This window comes from Pontibaca methylaminivorans (genome assembly GCF_900156525.1).
GTDB lineage: Bacteria > Pseudomonadota > Alphaproteobacteria > Rhodobacterales > Rhodobacteraceae > Pontibaca > Pontibaca methylaminivorans.
This window is the reverse complement of record NZ_FTPS01000001.1, coordinates 2,097,568-2,115,669: the sequence shown is the minus strand read 5'-3', so window position 1 is coordinate 2,115,669 and position 18,102 is coordinate 2,097,568. Positions and strand designations below refer to the sequence as shown.

General features: G+C 67.9%; 16 protein-coding genes, 1 tRNA gene and 1 other RNA gene. 11 read left to right on the top strand and 7 right to left on the bottom strand.

The genetic code is table 11. The features are described 5' to 3' along the window. Positions 1–336 precede the first annotated feature (336 nt). Positions 337–2,292, top strand: a complete 1,956-nt coding sequence (locus tag B0B01_RS10285; protein WP_083946281.1) for a 5'-nucleotidase C-terminal domain-containing protein — start codon at positions 337–339, stop codon at positions 2,290–2,292. Between the two features lie 59 nt (positions 2,293–2,351). Then, positions 2,352–2,450, top strand: an RNA gene (gene ffs, locus B0B01_RS10280) — signal recognition particle sRNA small type. 119 nt (positions 2,451–2,569) lie between these two features. Here ffs and B0B01_RS10275 read toward each other — a convergent pair. Then, the gene (locus B0B01_RS10275) at positions 2,570–2,962 is read right to left on the bottom strand and encodes a translation initiation factor 2 (protein WP_076649774.1); all 393 of its coding nucleotides are present in this window, start codon (positions 2,960–2,962) and stop codon (positions 2,570–2,572) included. A gap of 164 nt (positions 2,963–3,126) precedes the next feature. Between B0B01_RS10275 and B0B01_RS10270 the strand changes: the two genes are divergently transcribed. From B0B01_RS10270 to recR, 3 genes are all read left to right on the top strand, one after another. Beyond that, positions 3,127–4,938 (top strand): DNA polymerase III subunit gamma/tau, encoded by a 1,812-nt coding sequence (locus B0B01_RS10270; RefSeq protein ID WP_076649773.1) that lies wholly within the window; start codon positions 3,127–3,129, stop codon positions 4,936–4,938. A 65-nt stretch (positions 4,939–5,003) separates the two neighbouring features. Beyond that, entirely contained in the window at positions 5,004–5,348 is a 345-nt protein-coding gene (locus B0B01_RS10265) for a YbaB/EbfC family nucleoid-associated protein (protein WP_076649772.1), read from the top strand. Between the two features lie 8 nt (positions 5,349–5,356). Further along, entirely contained in the window at positions 5,357–5,950 is a 594-nt protein-coding gene (gene recR / locus B0B01_RS10260) for a recombination mediator RecR (protein WP_076649771.1), read from the top strand. A 223-nt stretch (positions 5,951–6,173) separates the two neighbouring features. Here the strand turns inward: recR and B0B01_RS10255 are convergent, their stop codons facing one another. Beyond that, positions 6,174–6,938 carry a DUF1013 domain-containing protein gene (locus tag B0B01_RS10255; RefSeq protein ID WP_076649770.1) on the bottom strand — a complete coding sequence of 255 codons (765 nt, stop codon included), beginning with the start codon at positions 6,936–6,938 and terminating at the stop codon, positions 6,174–6,176. A gap of 92 nt (positions 6,939–7,030) precedes the next feature. Here B0B01_RS10255 and B0B01_RS10250 point away from each other — a divergent pair, with 92 nt between their 5' ends. Then, positions 7,031–7,708, top strand: coding sequence for a ribonuclease T2 family protein (locus tag B0B01_RS10250; RefSeq protein WP_143733043.1), 678 nt, complete (start codon positions 7,031–7,033; stop codon positions 7,706–7,708). A 49-nt stretch (positions 7,709–7,757) separates the two neighbouring features. Here the strand turns inward: B0B01_RS10250 and B0B01_RS10245 are convergent, their stop codons facing one another. Then, positions 7,758–9,734 (bottom strand): heavy metal translocating P-type ATPase, encoded by a 1,977-nt coding sequence (locus B0B01_RS10245; RefSeq protein WP_083946163.1) that lies wholly within the window; start codon positions 9,732–9,734, stop codon positions 7,758–7,760. 370 nt (positions 9,735–10,104) lie between these two features. Between B0B01_RS10245 and B0B01_RS10240 the strand changes: the two genes are divergently transcribed. Continuing rightward, positions 10,105–10,890, top strand: a complete 786-nt coding sequence (locus B0B01_RS10240; RefSeq protein ID WP_200805417.1) for an aminoglycoside adenylyltransferase family protein — start codon at positions 10,105–10,107, stop codon at positions 10,888–10,890. A 112-nt stretch (positions 10,891–11,002) separates the two neighbouring features. On the opposite strand, the gene B0B01_RS10235 is transcribed toward B0B01_RS10240, so the two are convergent. The 4 genes from B0B01_RS10235 to pdxH form a co-directional block, all read right to left on the bottom strand. Continuing rightward, positions 11,003–11,079 (bottom strand) — tRNA-Pro (locus B0B01_RS10235). A gap of 112 nt (positions 11,080–11,191) precedes the next feature. After that, positions 11,192–11,680 carry a DUF192 domain-containing protein gene (locus B0B01_RS10230; RefSeq protein ID WP_407675281.1) on the bottom strand — a complete coding sequence of 163 codons (489 nt, stop codon included), beginning with the start codon at positions 11,678–11,680 and terminating at the stop codon, positions 11,192–11,194. Positions 11,681–11,715: 35 nt separating this feature from the next. Beyond that, entirely contained in the window at positions 11,716–12,276 is a 561-nt protein-coding gene (locus B0B01_RS10225) for a cold-shock protein (RefSeq protein WP_076649768.1), read from the bottom strand. Between the two features lie 120 nt (positions 12,277–12,396). Further along, the gene (pdxH, locus tag B0B01_RS10220; protein WP_076649767.1) at positions 12,397–13,002 is read right to left on the bottom strand and encodes a pyridoxamine 5'-phosphate oxidase; all 606 of its coding nucleotides are present in this window, start codon (positions 13,000–13,002) and stop codon (positions 12,397–12,399) included. A 134-nt stretch (positions 13,003–13,136) separates the two neighbouring features. On the opposite strand from pdxH, the gene fabI reads away from it, so the two are divergent. The 4 genes from fabI (at position 13,137) to trpE (ending at position 17,932) form a co-directional block, all read left to right on the top strand. Next, positions 13,137–13,943 carry an enoyl-ACP reductase FabI gene (gene fabI / locus B0B01_RS10215; protein WP_076650178.1) on the top strand — a complete coding sequence of 269 codons (807 nt, stop codon included), beginning with the start codon at positions 13,137–13,139 and terminating at the stop codon, positions 13,941–13,943. Positions 13,944–13,946: 3 nt separating this feature from the next. Continuing rightward, entirely contained in the window at positions 13,947–14,462 is a 516-nt protein-coding gene (gene gpt, locus B0B01_RS10210) for a xanthine phosphoribosyltransferase (protein ID WP_076649766.1), read from the top strand. A gap of 102 nt (positions 14,463–14,564) precedes the next feature. Then, the gene (locus B0B01_RS10205; protein WP_076649765.1) at positions 14,565–16,409 is read left to right on the top strand and encodes a SurA N-terminal domain-containing protein; all 1,845 of its coding nucleotides are present in this window, start codon (positions 14,565–14,567) and stop codon (positions 16,407–16,409) included. An 8-nt stretch (positions 16,410–16,417) separates the two neighbouring features. Then, positions 16,418–17,932 carry an anthranilate synthase component I gene (gene trpE, locus B0B01_RS10200; RefSeq protein ID WP_076649764.1) on the top strand — a complete coding sequence of 505 codons (1,515 nt, stop codon included), beginning with the start codon at positions 16,418–16,420 and terminating at the stop codon, positions 17,930–17,932. The last annotated feature ends 170 nt before the right edge of the window (positions 17,933–18,102 follow it).

Below are 18,102 nucleotides of genomic sequence, written 5' to 3'. Positions count from 1 at the left end.
CGATCCCCTCGTTAACCAGTCACTGTTCACAATTCCGGCGCAACCTGCGGCCAATCGGGTTGCGCCGCAAGCCGTGATCGGCCCGGCCTCTGCGTTCTGCGCGCAAAGCGGCCGGACGGGGCATGGTCTTGCCCGCAACTGTTCACGATAATGGCGCAATGCCCAGCATCGCCACCGCCGGCAATTCCCGCGCGATGCGATTGTGCACATTGTACAGGAATGGCACAATCACGGCTGTCCGGGGTTTGTTGTTGCCGGACGCTCAACAGTGCAAGGGCGCGTGCACAACCTCGGGGCGATCCGGGCTTGCAGGAATTCGCTGCGAATCGTTTGCTGATGCCAGAAGAAGAAGTAGCGGCCCGGACCGGGCCGGAGGGTAAGGACCATGCGGATGCGACACGGACGGCGCGGATCGGGGCGACGGTGACGCGGGGCCAGCCTGGCGCGGGGCGGCTGCGCCTGCGCCTCCTTGCGACGACCGACCTGCACATGGCCCTGACGGGGCATGATTTCCGCAGCGGCGGGGATAATCCGGCAGTGGGTCTTTCCCGTCTTGCCACGCTTATCCGCACTGCCCGGGACGAGGCCGCAGCCGCCGGGGCACTCGCGCTCCTGCTCGACAACGGCGACGGGATGCAGGGAACGCCGCTGGGCGAGCTTGCCGCCGAAAACCCGCAGGCGCATCCGCTGATCCGGGCCTTCAACCACCTTGGCTATGACGCGGCCGGGCTCGGGAACCACGATTTCGACCACGGGCTTGCCGCGCTTGGTGCTGCGGTCGGTCGCGCGGACTTCCCGGTGATCTGCTCGAACCTGCGCCGCATCGACGGGCAACCGGTCCCGTTCCGGCCCTGGGCCGTTCTTGAACGGCCCCGGCCGGGCCACGAGACGGGAAAACCCCTGCGCATCGGCATCCTTTCCTTTCTGCCGCCGCAGACCGTGATCTGGAATGCCGATCGCCTGAACGGGGCGCTGGTGGCCGAAGACATCCTGCAGGCGGCCGCGCGGCTGGTGCCGCGGCTGCGCGCCGCCGGCTGCGATCTCGTGGTGGCGCTGTCCCATTCCGGGCTTGCCGGATCCGAGGCGCATGACGGTATGGAAAACGCCGCGATCCCGCTTGCCGGGGTCGCGGGGATCGACGCGCTGATCGCCGGTCATACCCATCTGCTGCTTCCCGGTTCGGATCATGAGGGATTGCCCCATGTGGATGCGCAGGCCGGCAGTATCCACGGACGGCCCGCCGTCATGCCCGGATCGGCCGCAAGTCACCTCGGCGTGATCGACCTCGAACTGGAGACCCGCGCGGGCGCCACGGTGGTCACGGCATTCCGCAGCCGGTTGCGCCCGGTTGCGCGACGCGATGCCCGGGGCGCGCATGTGGCGCTTGTCAAGGAAGACCCCGCCGTGCTGGACCTTGTCGCCGGGGACATCGCCCGCGCCCGTGCCCTCATGGAGCAACGGATCGGCACGGCTCCTGCCCCGCTGCACAGCCATTTCACCTTTTTCGCCCCCGATCGCGGCCTTGCGCTGGTGGCGGCGGCGCAGGCTGCGGCGCTGCGCCCGTTGCTCGCGGGTTCGGCCGCCGGGGGGCTGCCGCTCCTGTCGGCGGTGGCGCCCGGGCTGTTCGGTGGCCGCGCCGGCCCCGGGAGCTATACCGATATCCCGGCCGGGCCGCTGCGGCTGCGGCATCTGGGTGCGCTGCTGCCCTTCCCGAACAGCCTTGCCGCCGTGATCCTGACCGGGGCCGAGATCCGCGACTGGCTGGAAACCTCGGCCCGCCTGTTCAACCGCATCGCGCCGGATGCGACGGCCGCCCCGCTGATCGACCCGGCTTTTGCCGGACATGATTTCGACCTTCTGCACGGGCTTGGCTGGCGGGTCGATCTTGCCGCGGCCCCGAGGGTTCCGGGGGCGGACGAAGCCGGGCGCATCCGCGATCTGCGCTGGCAGGGCGAACCGGTCGCCCCCGGCCAGCGCTTTGTCGTGGCGCTCAACAGCTACCGGGCAAGCGGCGGCGGACATGTTCCGGCCCTGCAGGGCGCGGAATCGGTACTGCTTCCCGAACGGCGGCTGATCCGCGAGGCGCTGCGCGATTATCTGAGCGGTGCCCTGCCGCCCGAACCCTTGACCGGCACCCCGCCGGACTGGGGTTTCCTGCCGATGCCGGGCGCCAGCGTGACGGTTCCGACCGGACCCGGCGCGCAGAAATACATGGACGAGCTTTCGGCCCGGGGCGCGCGGATCATGGGGCGCGACAGAGCGGGATTCCTGCAACTTCTGCTTCCGCTCTGAGGCGCCGTTTCCCGACGCAGGCGGTTGCCAAGCCCTTCCGATTCGCCTATCTCACGGGGTGAGAGGCTGGCGCGGGCAAGCGCCTCGCCAACCCGGTCAGGTCCGGAAGGAAGCAGCCGCAACGAGCCCCGCTTGGGTCGATGTCCGGTCTCTCACCTCTTCCCTGCCCTCCCTCCACCAGGAATCCCCGCTCCGCGATGCGGGTGGCACCCGGATCCGCGCCGGGCTCCGCGACATGGCATCCGGGACAGGGCATCCGGGGCGGGGAGCGGATGACCTAGCTGCACTCCAGCTCGACCTCCACGGGGTTCGGAACCAGTTCCAGCATCGCCCCGGTGCCGGCATCGACCCCGGCGCCGATGATTCCGCCGAAGATGACATTTCCGGCCATGGCCGCGCCGCCCGATCCCGCGACCTTGTTCGTCACCCGCACCTGCTGGGGCTTGCAGCGCGGCTTGCTGACAAGAACGTTCAATTCGGATTTGCGCGGCAGTTTGAACGAACAGGGGGTCGATGTGCATTCCTGCCCGTCGCTCAGCTTGACCTGGGCCCCGCCCGGCGTCGAATTGACGACCAGAACATCGGTCGTGCCGCGGGTAATCGTCGCGCAGCCCGCAAGCGAGCCCATGAGCAGGGCGGCAAGCCCTGCCCGGAAAATCGGTCCAGACATCAATGTATTTCCTTCCCGGCCGTTGCGGCCCTTTCACGAATGGATGAAGCCACAGAAGCAAACGATTGTTATGATTTGGTTATCGGAAGAAATTTACCGGTCCCGCGGAACAGTTGTTATCCAGCGGGCGCGCCGATAAACATGAACCTGGAACAGGAGCACCGATGAGCACCCCCGCACAGACCAGACCGGAGCCGGCCTATCAGGTGCTGGCGCGCAAGTACCGCCCCGAGACCTTCGCCGATCTGGTCGGGCAGGACGCGATGGTGCGCACGCTGAAGCACGCTTTCGAGGCCGACCGCATCGCGCAGGCCTTCATCCTGACCGGCATCCGCGGCACCGGCAAGACCACCACCGCCCGCATCATCGCCAAGGGACTGAACTGCACCGGCCCGGACGGCCAGGGCGGGCCGACCATCACCCCCTGCGGCGTCTGCGAACACTGCCGGGCGATTTCCGAGGGGCGCCACGTCGACGTGCAGGAGATGGACGCGGCATCGCACACGGGCGTGCAGAACATACGCGACGCGATCATCGAAACCGTCAGCTATCGCGCGGCCAGCGCCCGCTACCGGATCTTCATCATCGACGAGGTGCACATGCTCTCGACCAGCGCCTTCAACGCGCTGCTCAAGACGCTCGAGGAACCCCCGGCGCATGTGAAATTCATCTTCGCCACCACCGAAATCCGCAAGGTGCCGGTCACGGTCCTGTCGCGCTGCCAGCGCTTCGACCTGCGCCGGATCGAACCCGAGGCGATGATGGCCCTGCTCGAGCGTATCGCGACGGCCGAGGGCGCGCGGATCGCCGGGGATGCGCTGGCGCTGATCACCCGCGCGGCAGAAGGCTCGGCGCGCGATGCGACCAGCCTGCTTGACCAGGCGATCAGCCACGGCGCCGGGGAAACCGGGGCCGAGCAGGTGCGCGCCATGCTCGGGCTTGCCGATCGCGGCCGGGTGCTCGACCTTTTCGACATGATCATGAGCGGTGATGCGGCGGCGGCCCTGGCCGAACTTTCCGCGCAATATGCCGATGGCGCCGATCCGCTCGCGGTGCTGCGCGACCTGGCCGAGATCACCCACTGGGTGAGCGTGGTCAAGATCACCCCCGAGGCGGCGGAGGATCCGACCATTTCCGCCGACGAGCGCGCCCGCGGCAGCGCAATGGCGCAGCATCTGCCGCTCCGGGTGCTGGCGCGCATGTGGCAGATGCTGCTGCGCGCGCTGGACGAGGTGGCGGCGGCGCCCAACGCCATGATGGCGGCGGAGATGGCGGTGATCCGCCTGACCCATGTGGCGGATATGCCGACACCCGACCAGTTGATTCGCGAATTGCAGAAAACGCCCCCGCCCGAACCGTCCCCGGGCGGCGGGGGCGGTAACGGCGGCGGGGCACGCCCGCCGGCACCGGCGCCCAGCGGCGACAACCGCTCTGCGCCCGCAGCCGGAGGGACCAGCCCGCAAGGCGGACCGACGCAGAGCCATGGCAGCACCATTCCTGCCCTTGCGCCCGACCTGTCGCTTGCCCGCTTCGCGACATTCGACGCGGTGCTGGAACTGATCCGCGCGAACCGCGACGTGAAGCTCCTGGTCGATGTTGAGGACGGTCTGCACCTGGTCAGCTATCAGCCCGGACGGATCGAGTTCCGCCCGGCGGACAGCGCCCCCGCCGACCTTGCCCAGCGCCTCGGCAGCGCGCTCCAGCGCTGGACCGGCAATCGCTGGGGCGTGAGCGTGGTCGCCTCGGGCGGGGAACCCACCGTTGCCGAGACCCGAGACGCGAAATCCCGCGCCCTGCACGACGAGGCCCGCGCCCATCCCATGGTGCAGGAGGTGTTCGCCCGCTTTCCAAAAGCGCGGATCACCGGCATCCGCAGCGCCGAGGAGATCGCCGCCGAAGCCGGCGCCGCGGCCCTGCCCGAAGTTGACGACGATTGGGATCCCTTCGAAGAGGAACGCGGCGCCCATCCCCTGTGACGCCCCTTGTGGGAGCCGGGCGGCAATCGTATCTCTGAACCACCGCAAACCGAGGAGGGCCGCAGATGCTCAAGGGAATTGGTGCGCTTGGCGACATGTCCAAGATGATGAAGGCCGCGCAGGAGATGCAGGCCAAGATGGCGCAGCTTCACGAGGACATGCACAACCTGATCGTGGAGGGCGAATCCGGCGCCGGGCTGGTCAAGGCGACCTGCACCGCCAAGGGCGAACTGAAGACGCTGGATATCGACCCCTCGATCTTCAACAGCGACGACAAGGAAGTGGTCGAGGATCTGATCCTCGCCGCGATCAAGGACGCGCAAGGCAAGGCGAGCGAGCGGGCGCAGGAAGAAATGGGCAAGCTGACCGAGGGCATGGGTCTGCCCAAGGACATGAAGCTGCCGTTCTGATCCCGCCCATGGCGCAGAACCAACCGATCGAGGCGCTGATCGACCTCATGGCCCGGCTGCCGGGACTCGGGCCGCGCTCGGCCCGGCGCGCGGTGCTGCAGATGGTGCGCAAGCGCGAGACCCTGCTGTCACCCCTGGCCGAGGCGATGCAGGAGGTGGCGCGCAACGTGCGCGAATGCGGCAATTGCGGCAATATCGCCACCGGGGAAATCTGCGACATCTGCGCGTCGAACAAGCGGGCCACGGGCGAGATCTGCGTGGTCGAGACGGTGGGCGATCTCTGGGCGATGGAGCGCGCGAATGTCTTTGGCGGGCGCTATCACGTGCTGGGCGGCACGCTGTCGGCGCTCGACGGGATCGGGCCGGACGAACTGCGCATTCCGCGCCTGGTCGAGCGCATCCCCGCCGAAGAGGTGACCGAGGTCATCCTTGCCCTCAACGCCACGATCGACGGCATGACCACGGCGCATTACATCGCCGACCGGCTTGACGGGATGGTGCGGCTGACCTCGCTTGCGCAGGGCGTTCCGGTCGGCGGTGAACTCGACTATCTCGACGAGGGCACGATCACCGCCGCGCTCGCCGCACGCAAGGCGTTCTGAACGCTCCCTGCCCCGCGCCGGCCCGTGTCCCGGCAATCCGTTCGGAAGCGGCGAGGCGCAGAGAGCCGACGCTTTGCGCATCACGGGCGGAACCATGGCGCTGCCAATCCTGCGTCCGCCAACTGCATCGCCGGCCCACCCGGATTTTCCCTCCCGCGCACACCGGGCGCGCGGGCGCTTTTCGCTTCCTGCGGCCGCGCTCTTGCAAACGCCTCCGGCCTGTTCAGCGGCCGTCGTCGTCCTCGTCGTCCGCATCATCGCCGCGCGGCAGGTTGAAGAAGCTCTCGGCATCGGAAACGTCGCGCTTGTCCTCCTCGTCCTCATCCTTTTTCGACCCCCCGAGCGTGAAGGTCTCGAGCCCCTCGATCGCGGTCGGGATGCGCGGCTCGGGCGCGGCGCCAAGGCTTTCCTCGGTGCTCATCAGCTTGCGGCGCTCGTCATCGCTGATCGCCGTGCCCTCGGCCTCTTTGCGGGCGTTCGCCTTCTGGACCGCCGCGTCAAGCTCGGTCTGCCGGCACAGGCCGAGCGCCACCGGGTCGATCGGCTGCAGGTTGGCGATGTTCCAGTGGGTGCGCTCGCGGATCGACTGGATCGTGGGCTTGGTGGTGCCGATCAGCTTGCCGATCTGGCCGTCGCTCAGTTCCGGGTGTAGCTTGACCAGCCAGAGGATCGCCGCCGGGCGGTCCTGCCGCTTGGACAGCGGCGTATAGCGCGGACCGCGCCGCTTTTCCTCACCGACCGCGGCCGGGTTGAACTTGAGCTTCAGCTTGTGCCGGGGATCCTTCTGCGCCTTTTTGATCTCGTCCTCGGTCAGCTGGTTGTTCGACACCGGATCAAAACCCTTGACCCCCGCGGCAACGTCGCCATCGGCAATCCCCTGCACTTCAAGTTCGTGCATGCCGACGAAATCGGCAATCTGCTTGAAGGTGAGGGTGGTGTTCTCGACCAGCCAGACGGCGGTCGCTCGGGCCATGATCGGTTTTGCCATTTCTTCGCTCGCTCCTTGACTCATATCTTTCCTGGTGCCTGGCTTGCCGGCGGCCCTGCTGGTAAGGGCGGGTTACCATTGTCGGGGGACTGATGGCATATATACGGGCGCCGAGGCGCCATGGAAAGACCTCAATCCGGCGAATCGCGGCGGCGCTGTTCCTTTCGCTTGCGCTTTCCGCCCCGACCGCCGCCGGAAACGACCGGGCCGGGGCTTTCGATTACTACATTCTGGCGCTTTCCTGGTCACCGAACTGGTGCGCGGCCGAGAGCGAGGCAAGGGGGGCCGACCAATGCGACCGCGAACACGGCTGGATCCTGCACGGGCTCTGGCCCCAGCACGAGCGCGGCTATCCGGCCTGGTGCCAAAGCGCCGAGCGCCCGCCCCCGCGCCGCATGACCGCCGCCATGGCCGACATCATGGGCAGCGCCGGGCTTGCCTGGCATCAATGGCGCAAACACGGCAGTTGCAGCGGCCTGTCGGCGGCAGAGTATTTCGCCCGTTCCCGGGCCGCCCATGACGCAATCACGCTGCCGCCGGTCTTTGACCAGTTGCGCAAGCCCGTGCGCCTGCCCGCCTCGGTCGTGGAAGAGGCGTTCCTCAAGGCCAATCCCGGCATCACCGCCGACATGCTGAGCGTCACCTGCCGCGGCGACCTGATCGCCGAGGTCCGCCTTTGCCTCACGCGCGAACTGGAGCCGCGCGCCTGCGGCAGGGATGTGGCGCGCGATTGTGCCCTTTCGCGGGCGCTCATGCTGCCAAGGCCCTGACGGTGATCGGTGCGGCCTGCGTGCGGCGCCGGTTTTCGGCGCGGCGGCCCTAACCGCGCGGCGCCGCGGACGGCAGGGCGGGTGGCGCGGGCGCTTCGGGCGCGCATGGCGGCTGCGCCGGGGCGGCGCGGCCCGGCTCGCGGATCGGGTCGCGCAGCAGGCGCAGCCCGTTCAGCACCACCAGCACGGTGCCGCCTTCGTGGCCGATCACCGCGAGGGGCAGCGGCAGGTCGAAGAACAGCCCGCCGGTGACCAGCACCACCATGGCACCGATCGCGAGCGCGAGATTCTGGCGAATGATCCGCGCCGTGCGCCGCGCAAGGCGATGGGCATGGGCGAGACGCTCCAGATCCTCGGAAAGCAGCGCCACGTCGGCGGCCTGCACCGCCACCTCGGACCCGCCGGCGCCCATGGCGATGCCGATGTCGGCCCGGGCCAGCGCGGCCGCATCGTTGACCCCGTCGCCGACAAAGGCGACATGGCCCTGCGCGCCGAGCGCGGCCACGGCATCCACCTTGTCCTGGGGCAGCATGTCGGCATGGATCGCCGGCGCCCTGAACCCGAGCGCGGCACCGATCCGCAGCGCGACCGCGCGGCGGTCGCCGGTCATCATGACGATGCGGCGCACACCGCTTTGCCGCAGGGCTGCCAGCGCCGCAACCGCGCTGCCGCGCGGCTCGTCCGCAAGGCTGACCGCACCGAGAATGCGCGCCCCCCGACCCAGAAAGACCACCGTTCCGGCAGCGTCGGTCAGGGGCCGGAAGCGCGCATCATCGGCCTTCGCCCCCATGTCGCTGGCAAAGGCCGCGTTCCCGGCCCAGAGCGCGCCAATTCCGTCCCGCCCGGTCAGCCCCTTGCCGGGAAACGCGGTCACGTCCTCCACCGGGACCGGCTGCAGGCCGCGTTCCTCGATCTCGCGGCGGATCGCGGCGGCGATATGGTGTTCGGACTGGGCCTCGATACCGCCGAGCAGCGCAAGAAACCCGGCCTCGTCCCCGTCGAGGCTTGCGATTCCGGTTATGCGCGCGCGGCCCGTGGTCAGCGTGCCGGTCTTGTCGAAGGCGAATGTCTCGGCTCTTGCCAGTGTTTCGAGCGCACCACCGCCCTTGAACAGCACGCCGCCGCGGGCCGCCGCCGAGAGCGCCGAGAGGATCGCCGCCGGCACCGAAATCACGATGGCGCAGGGGCTCGCCGCCACAAGAAGCGTCGCCGCCTTGTAGAGCGCACCATGCCAGTCATGGCCGGCCCAGCAGAATCCGGCAAAGGCGAGCACCGCCCCCAGCATCACCGCGATGGTATAGCGCTGCCCGAACCAGTCGCTGAAGCGCTCCGAGGGCGCGCGGGCGGCCTGGGCCTCGGTCACCAGCCGGATCATGCGGGCGATGGTGCTGTCGCTCAGGGCGCGGGTGACGGTGACATCGAGCACGCCGTCAAGGTTCACGGTGCCCTCGAAAACCGCGTCTCCCGGCGCTTTGCTCACCGGCATGGATTCGCCGGTGATATTGGCCTCGTCGATGCCGCCGCTCCCCTGTCTCACGGTGCCGTCGGCCGGCACGCGCGCGCCGGGGCGCAGAATCACCACATCGCCCGGCACAAGGTCCGCCGCCGGGATTTCGCGCACCCCGCCATCGCCGCTGCGGCGCAGCGCGGTCTCGGGCCGCAGGCTCATCAGCGCCTCGATCGCGCGCCGGGCACGGCCGAGCGCGCGGTCCTCGAGCGCACCGGCGGCGCTGAACAGCACCAGGAGCACCGCGCCCTCGAACGGCGCGCCGACCAGTGCCGCGGCGATGGCCGCAACCACCATCAGCAGGTCGATGTCGAGCACCCGGCGCTGCCACAATTCGCCGAGCGCGCGCCAACCGGCCGGCAGCCCGCCGGCAAGGTAGACGATGACGAGCCCCGCCCCGGCCAGCCAGCCGGCAGGGCCCGGCACCGGCAGCCAGAGCCCCGCAGCGGCGAGGGCAAGGCCAAGCCCCGCGAGGATCGACAGGGCAAGGGAAAGATCGGATCGGGAGAAGGATTTCATGGCATTCGCCGCTCGCTGGCTTGCGACACGGGGGGCCGCTGGCTGCATGTCTCGTCTCGCCGCCCCACCCACCGGCGGAACCGGCTCCGCCCCGGCGGCGCCGCAGGGCGGGATCGCCCTCGCATCCGGGCAGGCTGCGCCCAACATCAGCGGCACAGGCATGAAAAGGCAAGGGAAAAGCCGCTTCTCCTGCGCCCGCCCGCGTGACAGGACGCCGCAGGATGCAAGGGCGGCGGAAGAACCGGCAGGATCCTTTCGGCCACTGCCGACCCCTTGCCGACCCCTGCAATCAGATGGGGTCGGCTTCGGGCCGGCACCGACGCCCCTTGTCGAGCTTTCGATGACGCGCCATGCCGGTTAAAAGACCATCATGCAGCAGACACCCGAAATGCCCCTTCGAACGGACCAGGTGCGGACGGTTCCGGATCTCTTGCGCCGTCATCTCGGCGATGCGCTGCTCGGTGTATATCTGCATGGCTCCGCCGTGACCGGCGGGCTCCGGCCGCAAAGCGATATCGACTTCCTTGCCGTGGTCGACTCCGAATTGACCGCAAGCCAGCGCCGTCACCTGTTGTTGGACCTGCTGCGCCTGTCCGGCCGCCATCCGCCCGTTGCCGGTGCCCCGCGCTGCCTTGAGGTCCTGATATTCCGCCGCCCTGACCTTGCCGCTGACGACTATCCGGCGCGGGCCGAGTTCGTCTATGGCGAGTGGTTGCGGGAGGCCTTCGAGGCGGGCGGGAGCCCGATGCCCGGGCGCGATCCCGAGTATTCGCTGTTGATCGCACAGGCCCGCGAAGAGGCCGTTGCCCTGCTTGGACCACCAGCGGACAAGCTGCTGCCGCAAGTTCCGCCGGAGCGGATTCGCCGGGCCATGCGCGATGCGCTGCCCGCCCTGCTGGATGGATTGCACGCAGACGAGCGGAACGTGCTGCTCACGCTGGCCCGGATGTGGCACACGGCGAGCACGGGACAGTTCGTCACCAAGGATGCCGCCGCCCGGTGGGCCGTTCCCCGCCTCTCCGCGCCGTATGCAGCGACGCTGGACCACGCGCGGGCGGGCTATCGCGGCGAGGTTACGGACGACTGGAGCGATCGGGGCGATGCGGCCCGGCAGGTGGCAGGGCACATGAGCGAACGCGTTCTCGACCTGCTATAGCCGCAAAAGGCCAAGGCCGACCTTTGGCCGACCGGGCCCGGACGCGGCGGCACCCAGAGGGCAGATCGTGACCCGGACGGACGGATGCCCCGGCTATCGTCAGAAAACGGCTTGGTCGGGGCGGCGAGATTCGAACTCACGACCCCCTGTACCCAAAACAGGTGCGCTACCAGACTGCGCCACGCCCCGGACCGGGGCCATCTCTAGCCGCCCTGTCCGCGCTTGGAAAGTCCTGCCGCGCCGGCCCGGCGATTTTCCGGCGACAAGAGGCCCGCGGCGGCGATGCGGGTCCGGCGTGCCGTCACCTTGCCGACGCGGGCGCGGGCGCGCAGGGCCAGGCGGGCGGACCACCGGCAAAGGCCGGATGGCGCATCTCGCTGCCGGGTCCGATTCCCCAGGCCCGCGCCAGCCCGCCATTGATCTCGAGCACCGCGAAAACCGCGTCTCCGCCCGGAATCGGGGTCAGGTCGCCCGGTATGGCCTTGTGATGCACACGGGTGATCCGCCCGCTGCGGTCCGCGAACAGGATGTCGAGCGGAATGAGCGTGTCCTTCATCCAGAAACTGACCGGCTGCGGCTCGTCATAGAGGAACAGCATCCCGGCCCGGGCCGGCAGGGTCTCGCGGTGCATCAGGCCGCGGTTGCGCGATTGCGGTGTATCGGCGAGCTCCACCGCCAGGCGCACCTCGCCCCAGTCGCCGCGCAGGGTGACCTCCTCCGGGCTGCACTGGGCGGCGAGCGGCGCGGCAACGGCGGCGGCAAGGACGGGCGCAATGATGGCCGCACTGATAACAGACAGAAGGCGGAACAGGGGACGGCGCAGCTTCAACCGTCGTTCTGCCCGCTTTCGATGGTCTGTGCGGCGGCTTCCCATGTGACCACCTCGGCCGCCATACGCCCGCGCCGGCCCTCGACCACACGCAGGCTGATCGCCTCGCCCGGCAGCAGGTCGGCAAGGCCGGACCGGCGCAGCACTTCGATGTGAACGAAGATGTCTTCCTGGCTGCCGAACACATTGGCAAAGCCGAAGCCCTTGGACTTGTCGAACCATTTGACCCGGGCAGGCTCCAGCGGCGCGGCACGGATCTCGTCCTGATCCATATCGGCGAAATCCGAAAGGGCCGGCGTCTCGTCGCGGGCCGGGGGCGTAATGGACAGCACCCGCACCGCCTGGATGCCGCGATCCGTCCGGCTTGCCTCGATCTCGATACGGGAGCTGTCGGCGATCGAACTCTGGCCGAAGTTCCGCAGCACGCTGACATGAAGCAGGATATCCTCGGGGAGAAGGCCGCTGCCCGCCTCGGCGACGATGAAACCATACCCCTTGGATGGATCAAACCACTTCACGATCCCGCGAACGTGAATTAAATCTTGCTCATCAGCCATTTTCTGCCCAGTTCCATCGGATGAATCACCCGCGGCGACGAATTGCGCAACTTTCTGCACAAATTTCAAGCACATTAACTCATTGGAGAACAATAATGTACAATACAGCTTGCAAGTGCATCAGGGGCTCAGCCGCCTGATGCACCACTCCCTGTCGGGATTCGGCCGCTTCCAGACAAAACGGTCGTGCAGGCGGAACGGACCGTCGGCCCAGAACTCCATCTCGAGCGGAACCAGCCGGTAGCCACCCCAGAAATGCGGCCGCGGCGGATTCACGCCCAGCCGTGCGGTGATGCGCGCCACCTCTCCCATCAGCGTGGCCCGGTTCGCGAGCGGCTGGCTCTGGCGCGAGGCCCAGGCGCCGAGCCGGCTTTTGAGCGAACGCGAGGCGAAATAGCGGTCCGCCGCCTCGCCCTCTTCGCGCGTAACGAGCCCGCGCACCCGAATCTGCCGGCGCAGGGATTTCCAGTGCATCACGAAGGCGGCCTTGCCGCCCAGGTCAAGCTCGCGCGCCTTGGTGCTGCCGTAATTTGTATAAAAGACAAAGGCTTCGGCTTCGATCGCCTTCAGCAGAACCATGCGGGCATTGGGCAATCCGGCCTCGTCCACGGTGGCAAGCGCAATCGCGTCCGGATCGTTGGGCTCGCTTTTCCGCGCCTCTTCCAGCCAGTCCCGCGCAATTGCGAACGGATCATCGCCAGCAAAGATCCCGCTGCGATCGCTCATTTTCCGGCTCCCTCATGCCCGTTGTCCGCTTACGCTAGGCAAAGCGCCGGCAGGCGGCAAGACCGTGCTCTTGATGCCGCATGGGCAATCGCCTAAAGGACATCTCCGTGCAGGAAAACATGCGGAGTGTGCAGATGCCCAATCAGCTGATGGTGGGGAAGCGCGGCCTGATCATGGGGCTGGCCAACGATAAATCCATCGCCTGGGGGATAGCCCGCGCGCTGTCCGACGCCGGGGCCGAACTCGCCTTTTCCTATCAGGGCGACGCGCTCAAGAAACGGGTCGATCCGCTGGCGGCGCAGCTTGGCAGCCGGATCGTCCTGCCCTGCGACGTGAGCGACGAGGACTCCGTCGAGGCATTGTTCGCAAGCCTGAAACAGGAATGGGGAACGCTCGACTTCCTGGTTCATGCCATCGGGTTTTCCGACAAGAACGAACTGCGCGGCCGCTACATCGACACGAGCCGGGCGAATTTCGCCATGTCGATGGATATTTCGGTCTATTCCTTTACCGCCGTGATGCAGCGGGCCTCGCGGATGATGACGCAGGGCGGCTCTGCCCTCACCATGACCTATTACGGCGCCGAACGCGTCATGCCCCATTACAACGTCATGGGTGTGGCCAAGGCCGCGCTCGAGGCAAGCGTGCGCTACATGGCCGAGGATCTGGGCCGCGACAACATCCGCGTGAACGCGATTAGCGCCGGCCCGATCAAGACGCTTGCCGCCAGCGGCATCGGCGATTTCCGCTACATCATGAAATGGAACGAGCACAACTCTCCGCTGCGCCGCAACGTCTCGATCGAGGACGTGGGCAATGCCGCGCTCTATCTGCTGTCGGATCTGGGTGCCGGCACCACGGGCGAGGTTCTGCATGTGGATGCGGGCTATCACGTGGTCGGCATGAAGGCGGTGGATGCCCCCGACATCACCAGGGGATAGGCGATGAACGGCTCCGACGCCGGGCGCCTTCCGCACGAAAAAGGTTTCCACGTCAGCTGGGACCAGTTGCACCGGGATTCGCGCGCGCTGGCCTGGCGCCTTGACGGCACGGGCCCGGATGACGGGTGCTGGCGCGCGTTGGTCGCGGTGACGCGGGGCGGGCTCGTGCCGGCAATGATCGTCGCGCGCGAACTCGGCATCCGCACCATTGATACGGTCAGCGTGCGGTCCTACGACCACCAGACGCAGGCACAGCCGACGCTCCTGAAAGCCCCGGATGCGGATCTGGTCCGGGACGGCAGCTGCATCCTGGTCGTCGATGACCTTGTCGACAGCGGCCGCACGCTCGGCCTTGTGCGCCGGCTCTGGCCCCGGGCGCATTTCGCCACCGTCTATGCGAAACCCGCCGGGCGCGCCGCGGTCGATACCTTCGTGACCGAGGTCAGCCAGGACACGTGGATCTTCTTTCCCTGGGACATGGCGCTGCAATACGTCAAACCCTTCCGCAATCCGCGCTAGGGCGTTTTCGACGCAAAGCCACGCTTGCCGTGACCGCGGGCGCGACATAGACAGGGCGCGGCCCGAGACCCGCAGTTTCCGGTCATTCTGGCGGAGGACACCATGGCGGCGCGTATCAAATCCTTTTCCCGGACGCTGGTCTGGATCCTGATGGGGTTCCTGATGCTGGGCCTTGCAGGCTTTGGCGCGACCAATATCACCGGGCAGGCGCGCACCGTCGCAAGTGTCGGCGGCGAAAGCGTAAGCGTCGATGCCTACAGCCGCGAACTCCAGCGCGAGATCCGCGCCATCGAGGCGGGGACCGGCACCCCCCTGCCCATGAGCCGGGTCCGCGAGATGGGGCTGGATCAGCAGGTGCTGCGCCAGCTCGTCACCCTTGCCGCGATCGACAACGAAACCACCCGCATGGGAATTTCCATCGGTGACGAGACGCTCGGGCGCGAGGTGATGAACATCGAGGCATTCCAGGGATCGAACGGCCGGTTCGACCGCGATGCCTATCGCTTTGCCCTGCAGCAGGCGGGCCTGCGCGAAAGCGAATTCGAACAGGATCTGCGCAATGAAAGCGCCCGCACCATGCTTCAGGCGGCGATCATCGCCGGGGTCGGGATGCCGCCCCTGATGGGAGAGACGATCACCGGCTACCTGGCCGAGCGGCGCAGCTTCAGCTGGGCCGCGCTCGGCGATGACGATCTGGTCGATCCCCTGCCCGAGCCCGAAGCCGCCGACCTGAAGACATGGTATGACGAGCATCAGGAGGATTTCTCGCTGCCCGAGACCAAGCGGCTGACCTATGTGCTGCTCTCGCCGCTGATGCTGCGCGACGAGATCGACGTGGACGAGGAGGCGCTGCACCGGCTTTATGACGAGCGCGCATCGGAATTCCGCCAGCCGGAGCGCCGCCTTGTGGAGCGGCTGGTCTTTCCCGACGAAAGCGCGGCGAAATCGGCCAGGGCACAGCTGGAAACCGGCGGAACCACGTTCGAATCGCTGGTGCAATCGCGCGGACTCGACCTTGCGGATGTCGATCTCGGGGATATGACGCGTGAGGATCTGGGCGAGGCCGCGCAGCCGGTCTTTGACGCCGAGATCAACGATGTGGTGGGGCCGCTTCCCTCGTCGCTCGGCCCGGCGCTCTACCGCGTGAACGGCCGGCTCGAGGCACATGAGGTGCCCTTTGACGAGGTTCAAGGCGAGTTGCGCGATGAACTGGTGCGGGCGCGGGCGGCGCGGCTGATCGAATCCCGCACCCACGAGATCGACGACATGCTCGCCGCCGGCGCGACGCTCGAGGAACTCGCCGAGGATGCGGGCATGGAAATCGGCACCATCGACTGGACCCGGCAGAGCAGCGACGGTGTCGCCGGCTACGAAGCGTTCCGCGACGCCGCGGCCGAGGTCAGCAGCGACGACTACCCCGAGATTGCCGAACTCGAGGATGGCAGCATCTTCGCCATCGAACTCGAAGAGGTGCTGCCGCCCCGTCCCGAACCCTTTGAAGACGCCCGCGCCCGCGTGGCCGGGGCGCTGAAGGCGCAGTTGCGCCTCACGGCCCTGCGCGAACAGGGCGAGGCGATCATTGCCACGCTCGGCGAGGACGCGCCGCTTTCCGACAGCGATCTCGACGTGCAGAGCGAGACCGGCCTGACCCGCAGCGCCTATCTCGAGGCGGTGCCCGATCACTTCATGGGCGAGGTGTTCGCGATGGAACCGGGCGAGACGCGCGTCATCGCGGGCAACGGCAAGGTGGCGGTGGTGCAGCTTGACGAGGTGCTGCCGCCGGCCGACTCCGACGACCTTGCCGCGCTGCGCGACCGGCTTGGCGGCGAACTCGACCAGGCGCTTGCCAATGCGCTTTTCGAGGCGCTCGCCCGGGATGCGCTCGCACGGGCCAATCCCAAGATCAACGAACGCGCGCTGAGCGCGGTGCAATCCAGCTTCCGCTAGGGGGAACCATGGAGCTGATCCCGACTTTCAATGATTTCGAAACCGCCTACCGGGCGGGCCGAAGCCAGGTGGTCTATACCCGCCTTGCCGCCGATCTCGACACCCCGGTTTCGCTGATGCTGAAGCTGACCGGCGCCGAGCAGAACGCCTTCATGCTCGAATCCGTCACCGGCGGCGAGGTGCGCGGGCGCTATTCCATCATCGGCATGAAACCCGACGTGATCTGGCGTTGCGACGGGACCGATTCCCGGGTGAACCGCACCCCCGATACCGACCCGGACGGCTGGGAGCAGGAGCGCGGCAAGCCGCTCGACAACCTGCGCGCCCTGATCGCCGAATCGCGGATCGACCTGCCCGAAGACCTGCCGCAATCGGCTGCGGGGCTGTTCGGTTATCTCGGCTATGACATGGCGCGCCATATCGAACACCTGCCCCATGCCGCGCCCGATCCGCTGAACATGCCCGACGCGGTGCTGCTGCGCCCCTCGGTGATCGCGGTTCTGGACGGGGTGAAGGGCGAGGTCACCATCGTCACCCCGGTCTGGGTGCGCCCCGGCGTGGATGCTCAAACCGCCCACACCCGCGCCACCGCCCGCCTGCGGGAGGCGCTGCAGGCGCTGGATCGCCCGCTGCCCGAGGACAGCCGCGAAATCGGCGAGGCGGCGGAGATCGCACCGCCCGTGTCGAATTTCACCAAGCAGGGCTATCTGCAGGCGGTCGAGCGCGCGCGCGAATATATCCGCGCCGGCGATATCTTTCAGGTGGTGCCCGCCCAGCGCTGGGCGCAGGAATTCCGCCTGCCCCCCTTTGCGCTCTACCGTTCGCTGCGGCGCACGAACCCCTCGCCCTTCATGTTCTATTTCAACTTCGGACGGTTCCAGGTGGTCGGTGCCTCGCCCGAGATCCTCGTGCGGGTCTTTGGCCGCGAAGTGACGATCCGCCCGATCGCCGGCACCCGCCCGCGCGGCGCCACCCCGGAGGAGGATCGTGCGCTCGAAGCGGAACTGCTTGCCGACACAAAAGAACGCGCCGAGCACCTCATGCTGCTTGACCTCGGGCGCAACGACTGCGGCCGCGTCTGCACGACCGGCAGCGTGCACCCGACCGAAACTTTCGTGATCGAGCGCTACAGCCATGTCATGCACATCGTCAGCAACGTGGTCGGCGAACTGGCGCCGGACAAGGACGCACTCGATGCCTTCTTTGCCGGCATGCCCGCCGGCACGGTGAGCGGCGCGCCCAAGCTGCGGGCGATGGAGATCATCGACGAACTGGAGCCCGAAAAACGCGGGCTTTACGGCGGCGGGGTCGGTTATTTCAGTGCCGGGGGCGACATGGACATGTGCATCGCCCTGCGCACGGCGCTGATCCAGGACCAGACGCTTTATATCCAGGCCGGCGGCGGGGTGGTTCACGACAGCGACCCGGAAAAGGAATGGCAGGAGACGGTGCACAAGTCGAACGCGATCCGCCGCGCCGCAGCCGACGCCGCCCGCTTTGCCGGCGGCAGCGGGAAGGGCTGACCATCAACCGCCGCAGAGCCGGCCCCGGCCGGCCCTGCCATCGCCATGTTCAGCGCAGCACCGCCGGCGTTGCCCTCGCGCTTCGCCGGGCGGTCCTGCCTTTACGCAAGGCCGTTCTGATGCGCGCAGCCGTCATGACGGAACGACACGCATATTCCCGTTGCCCGGCC

Excerpts from the sequence above, each read along its gene's own strand:
- B0B01_RS10285 (WP_083946281.1), top strand. The coding sequence starts at position 337 with ATGCCAGAAGAAGAAGTAGCGGCCCGGACCGGGCCGGAGGGTAAGGAC.
- B0B01_RS10275 (WP_076649774.1), bottom strand. The coding sequence starts at position 2,962 with ATGTCTGGACCGATTTTCCGGGCAGGGCTTGCCGCCCTGCTCATGGGC.
- B0B01_RS10270 (WP_076649773.1), top strand. The coding sequence starts at position 3,127 with ATGAGCACCCCCGCACAGACCAGACCGGAGCCGGCCTATCAGGTGCTG.
- B0B01_RS10265 (WP_076649772.1), top strand. The coding sequence starts at position 5,004 with ATGCTCAAGGGAATTGGTGCGCTTGGCGACATGTCCAAGATGATGAAG.
- recR (WP_076649771.1), top strand. The coding sequence starts at position 5,357 with ATGGCGCAGAACCAACCGATCGAGGCGCTGATCGACCTCATGGCCCGG.
- B0B01_RS10255 (WP_076649770.1), bottom strand. The coding sequence starts at position 6,938 with ATGGCAAAACCGATCATGGCCCGAGCGACCGCCGTCTGGCTGGTCGAG.
- B0B01_RS10250 (WP_143733043.1), top strand. The coding sequence starts at position 7,031 with ATGGCATATATACGGGCGCCGAGGCGCCATGGAAAGACCTCAATCCGG.
- B0B01_RS10245 (WP_083946163.1), bottom strand. The coding sequence starts at position 9,734 with ATGAAATCCTTCTCCCGATCCGATCTTTCCCTTGCCCTGTCGATCCTC.
- B0B01_RS10240 (WP_200805417.1), top strand. The coding sequence starts at position 10,105 with ATGCAGCAGACACCCGAAATGCCCCTTCGAACGGACCAGGTGCGGACG.
- B0B01_RS10225 (WP_076649768.1), bottom strand. The coding sequence starts at position 12,276 with ATGGCTGATGAGCAAGATTTAATTCACGTTCGCGGGATCGTGAAGTGG.
- pdxH (WP_076649767.1), bottom strand. The coding sequence starts at position 13,002 with ATGAGCGATCGCAGCGGGATCTTTGCTGGCGATGATCCGTTCGCAATT.
- fabI (WP_076650178.1), top strand. The coding sequence starts at position 13,137 with ATGCCCAATCAGCTGATGGTGGGGAAGCGCGGCCTGATCATGGGGCTG.
- gpt (WP_076649766.1), top strand. The coding sequence starts at position 13,947 with ATGAACGGCTCCGACGCCGGGCGCCTTCCGCACGAAAAAGGTTTCCAC.
- B0B01_RS10205 (WP_076649765.1), top strand. The coding sequence starts at position 14,565 with ATGGCGGCGCGTATCAAATCCTTTTCCCGGACGCTGGTCTGGATCCTG.
- trpE (WP_076649764.1), top strand. The coding sequence starts at position 16,418 with ATGGAGCTGATCCCGACTTTCAATGATTTCGAAACCGCCTACCGGGCG.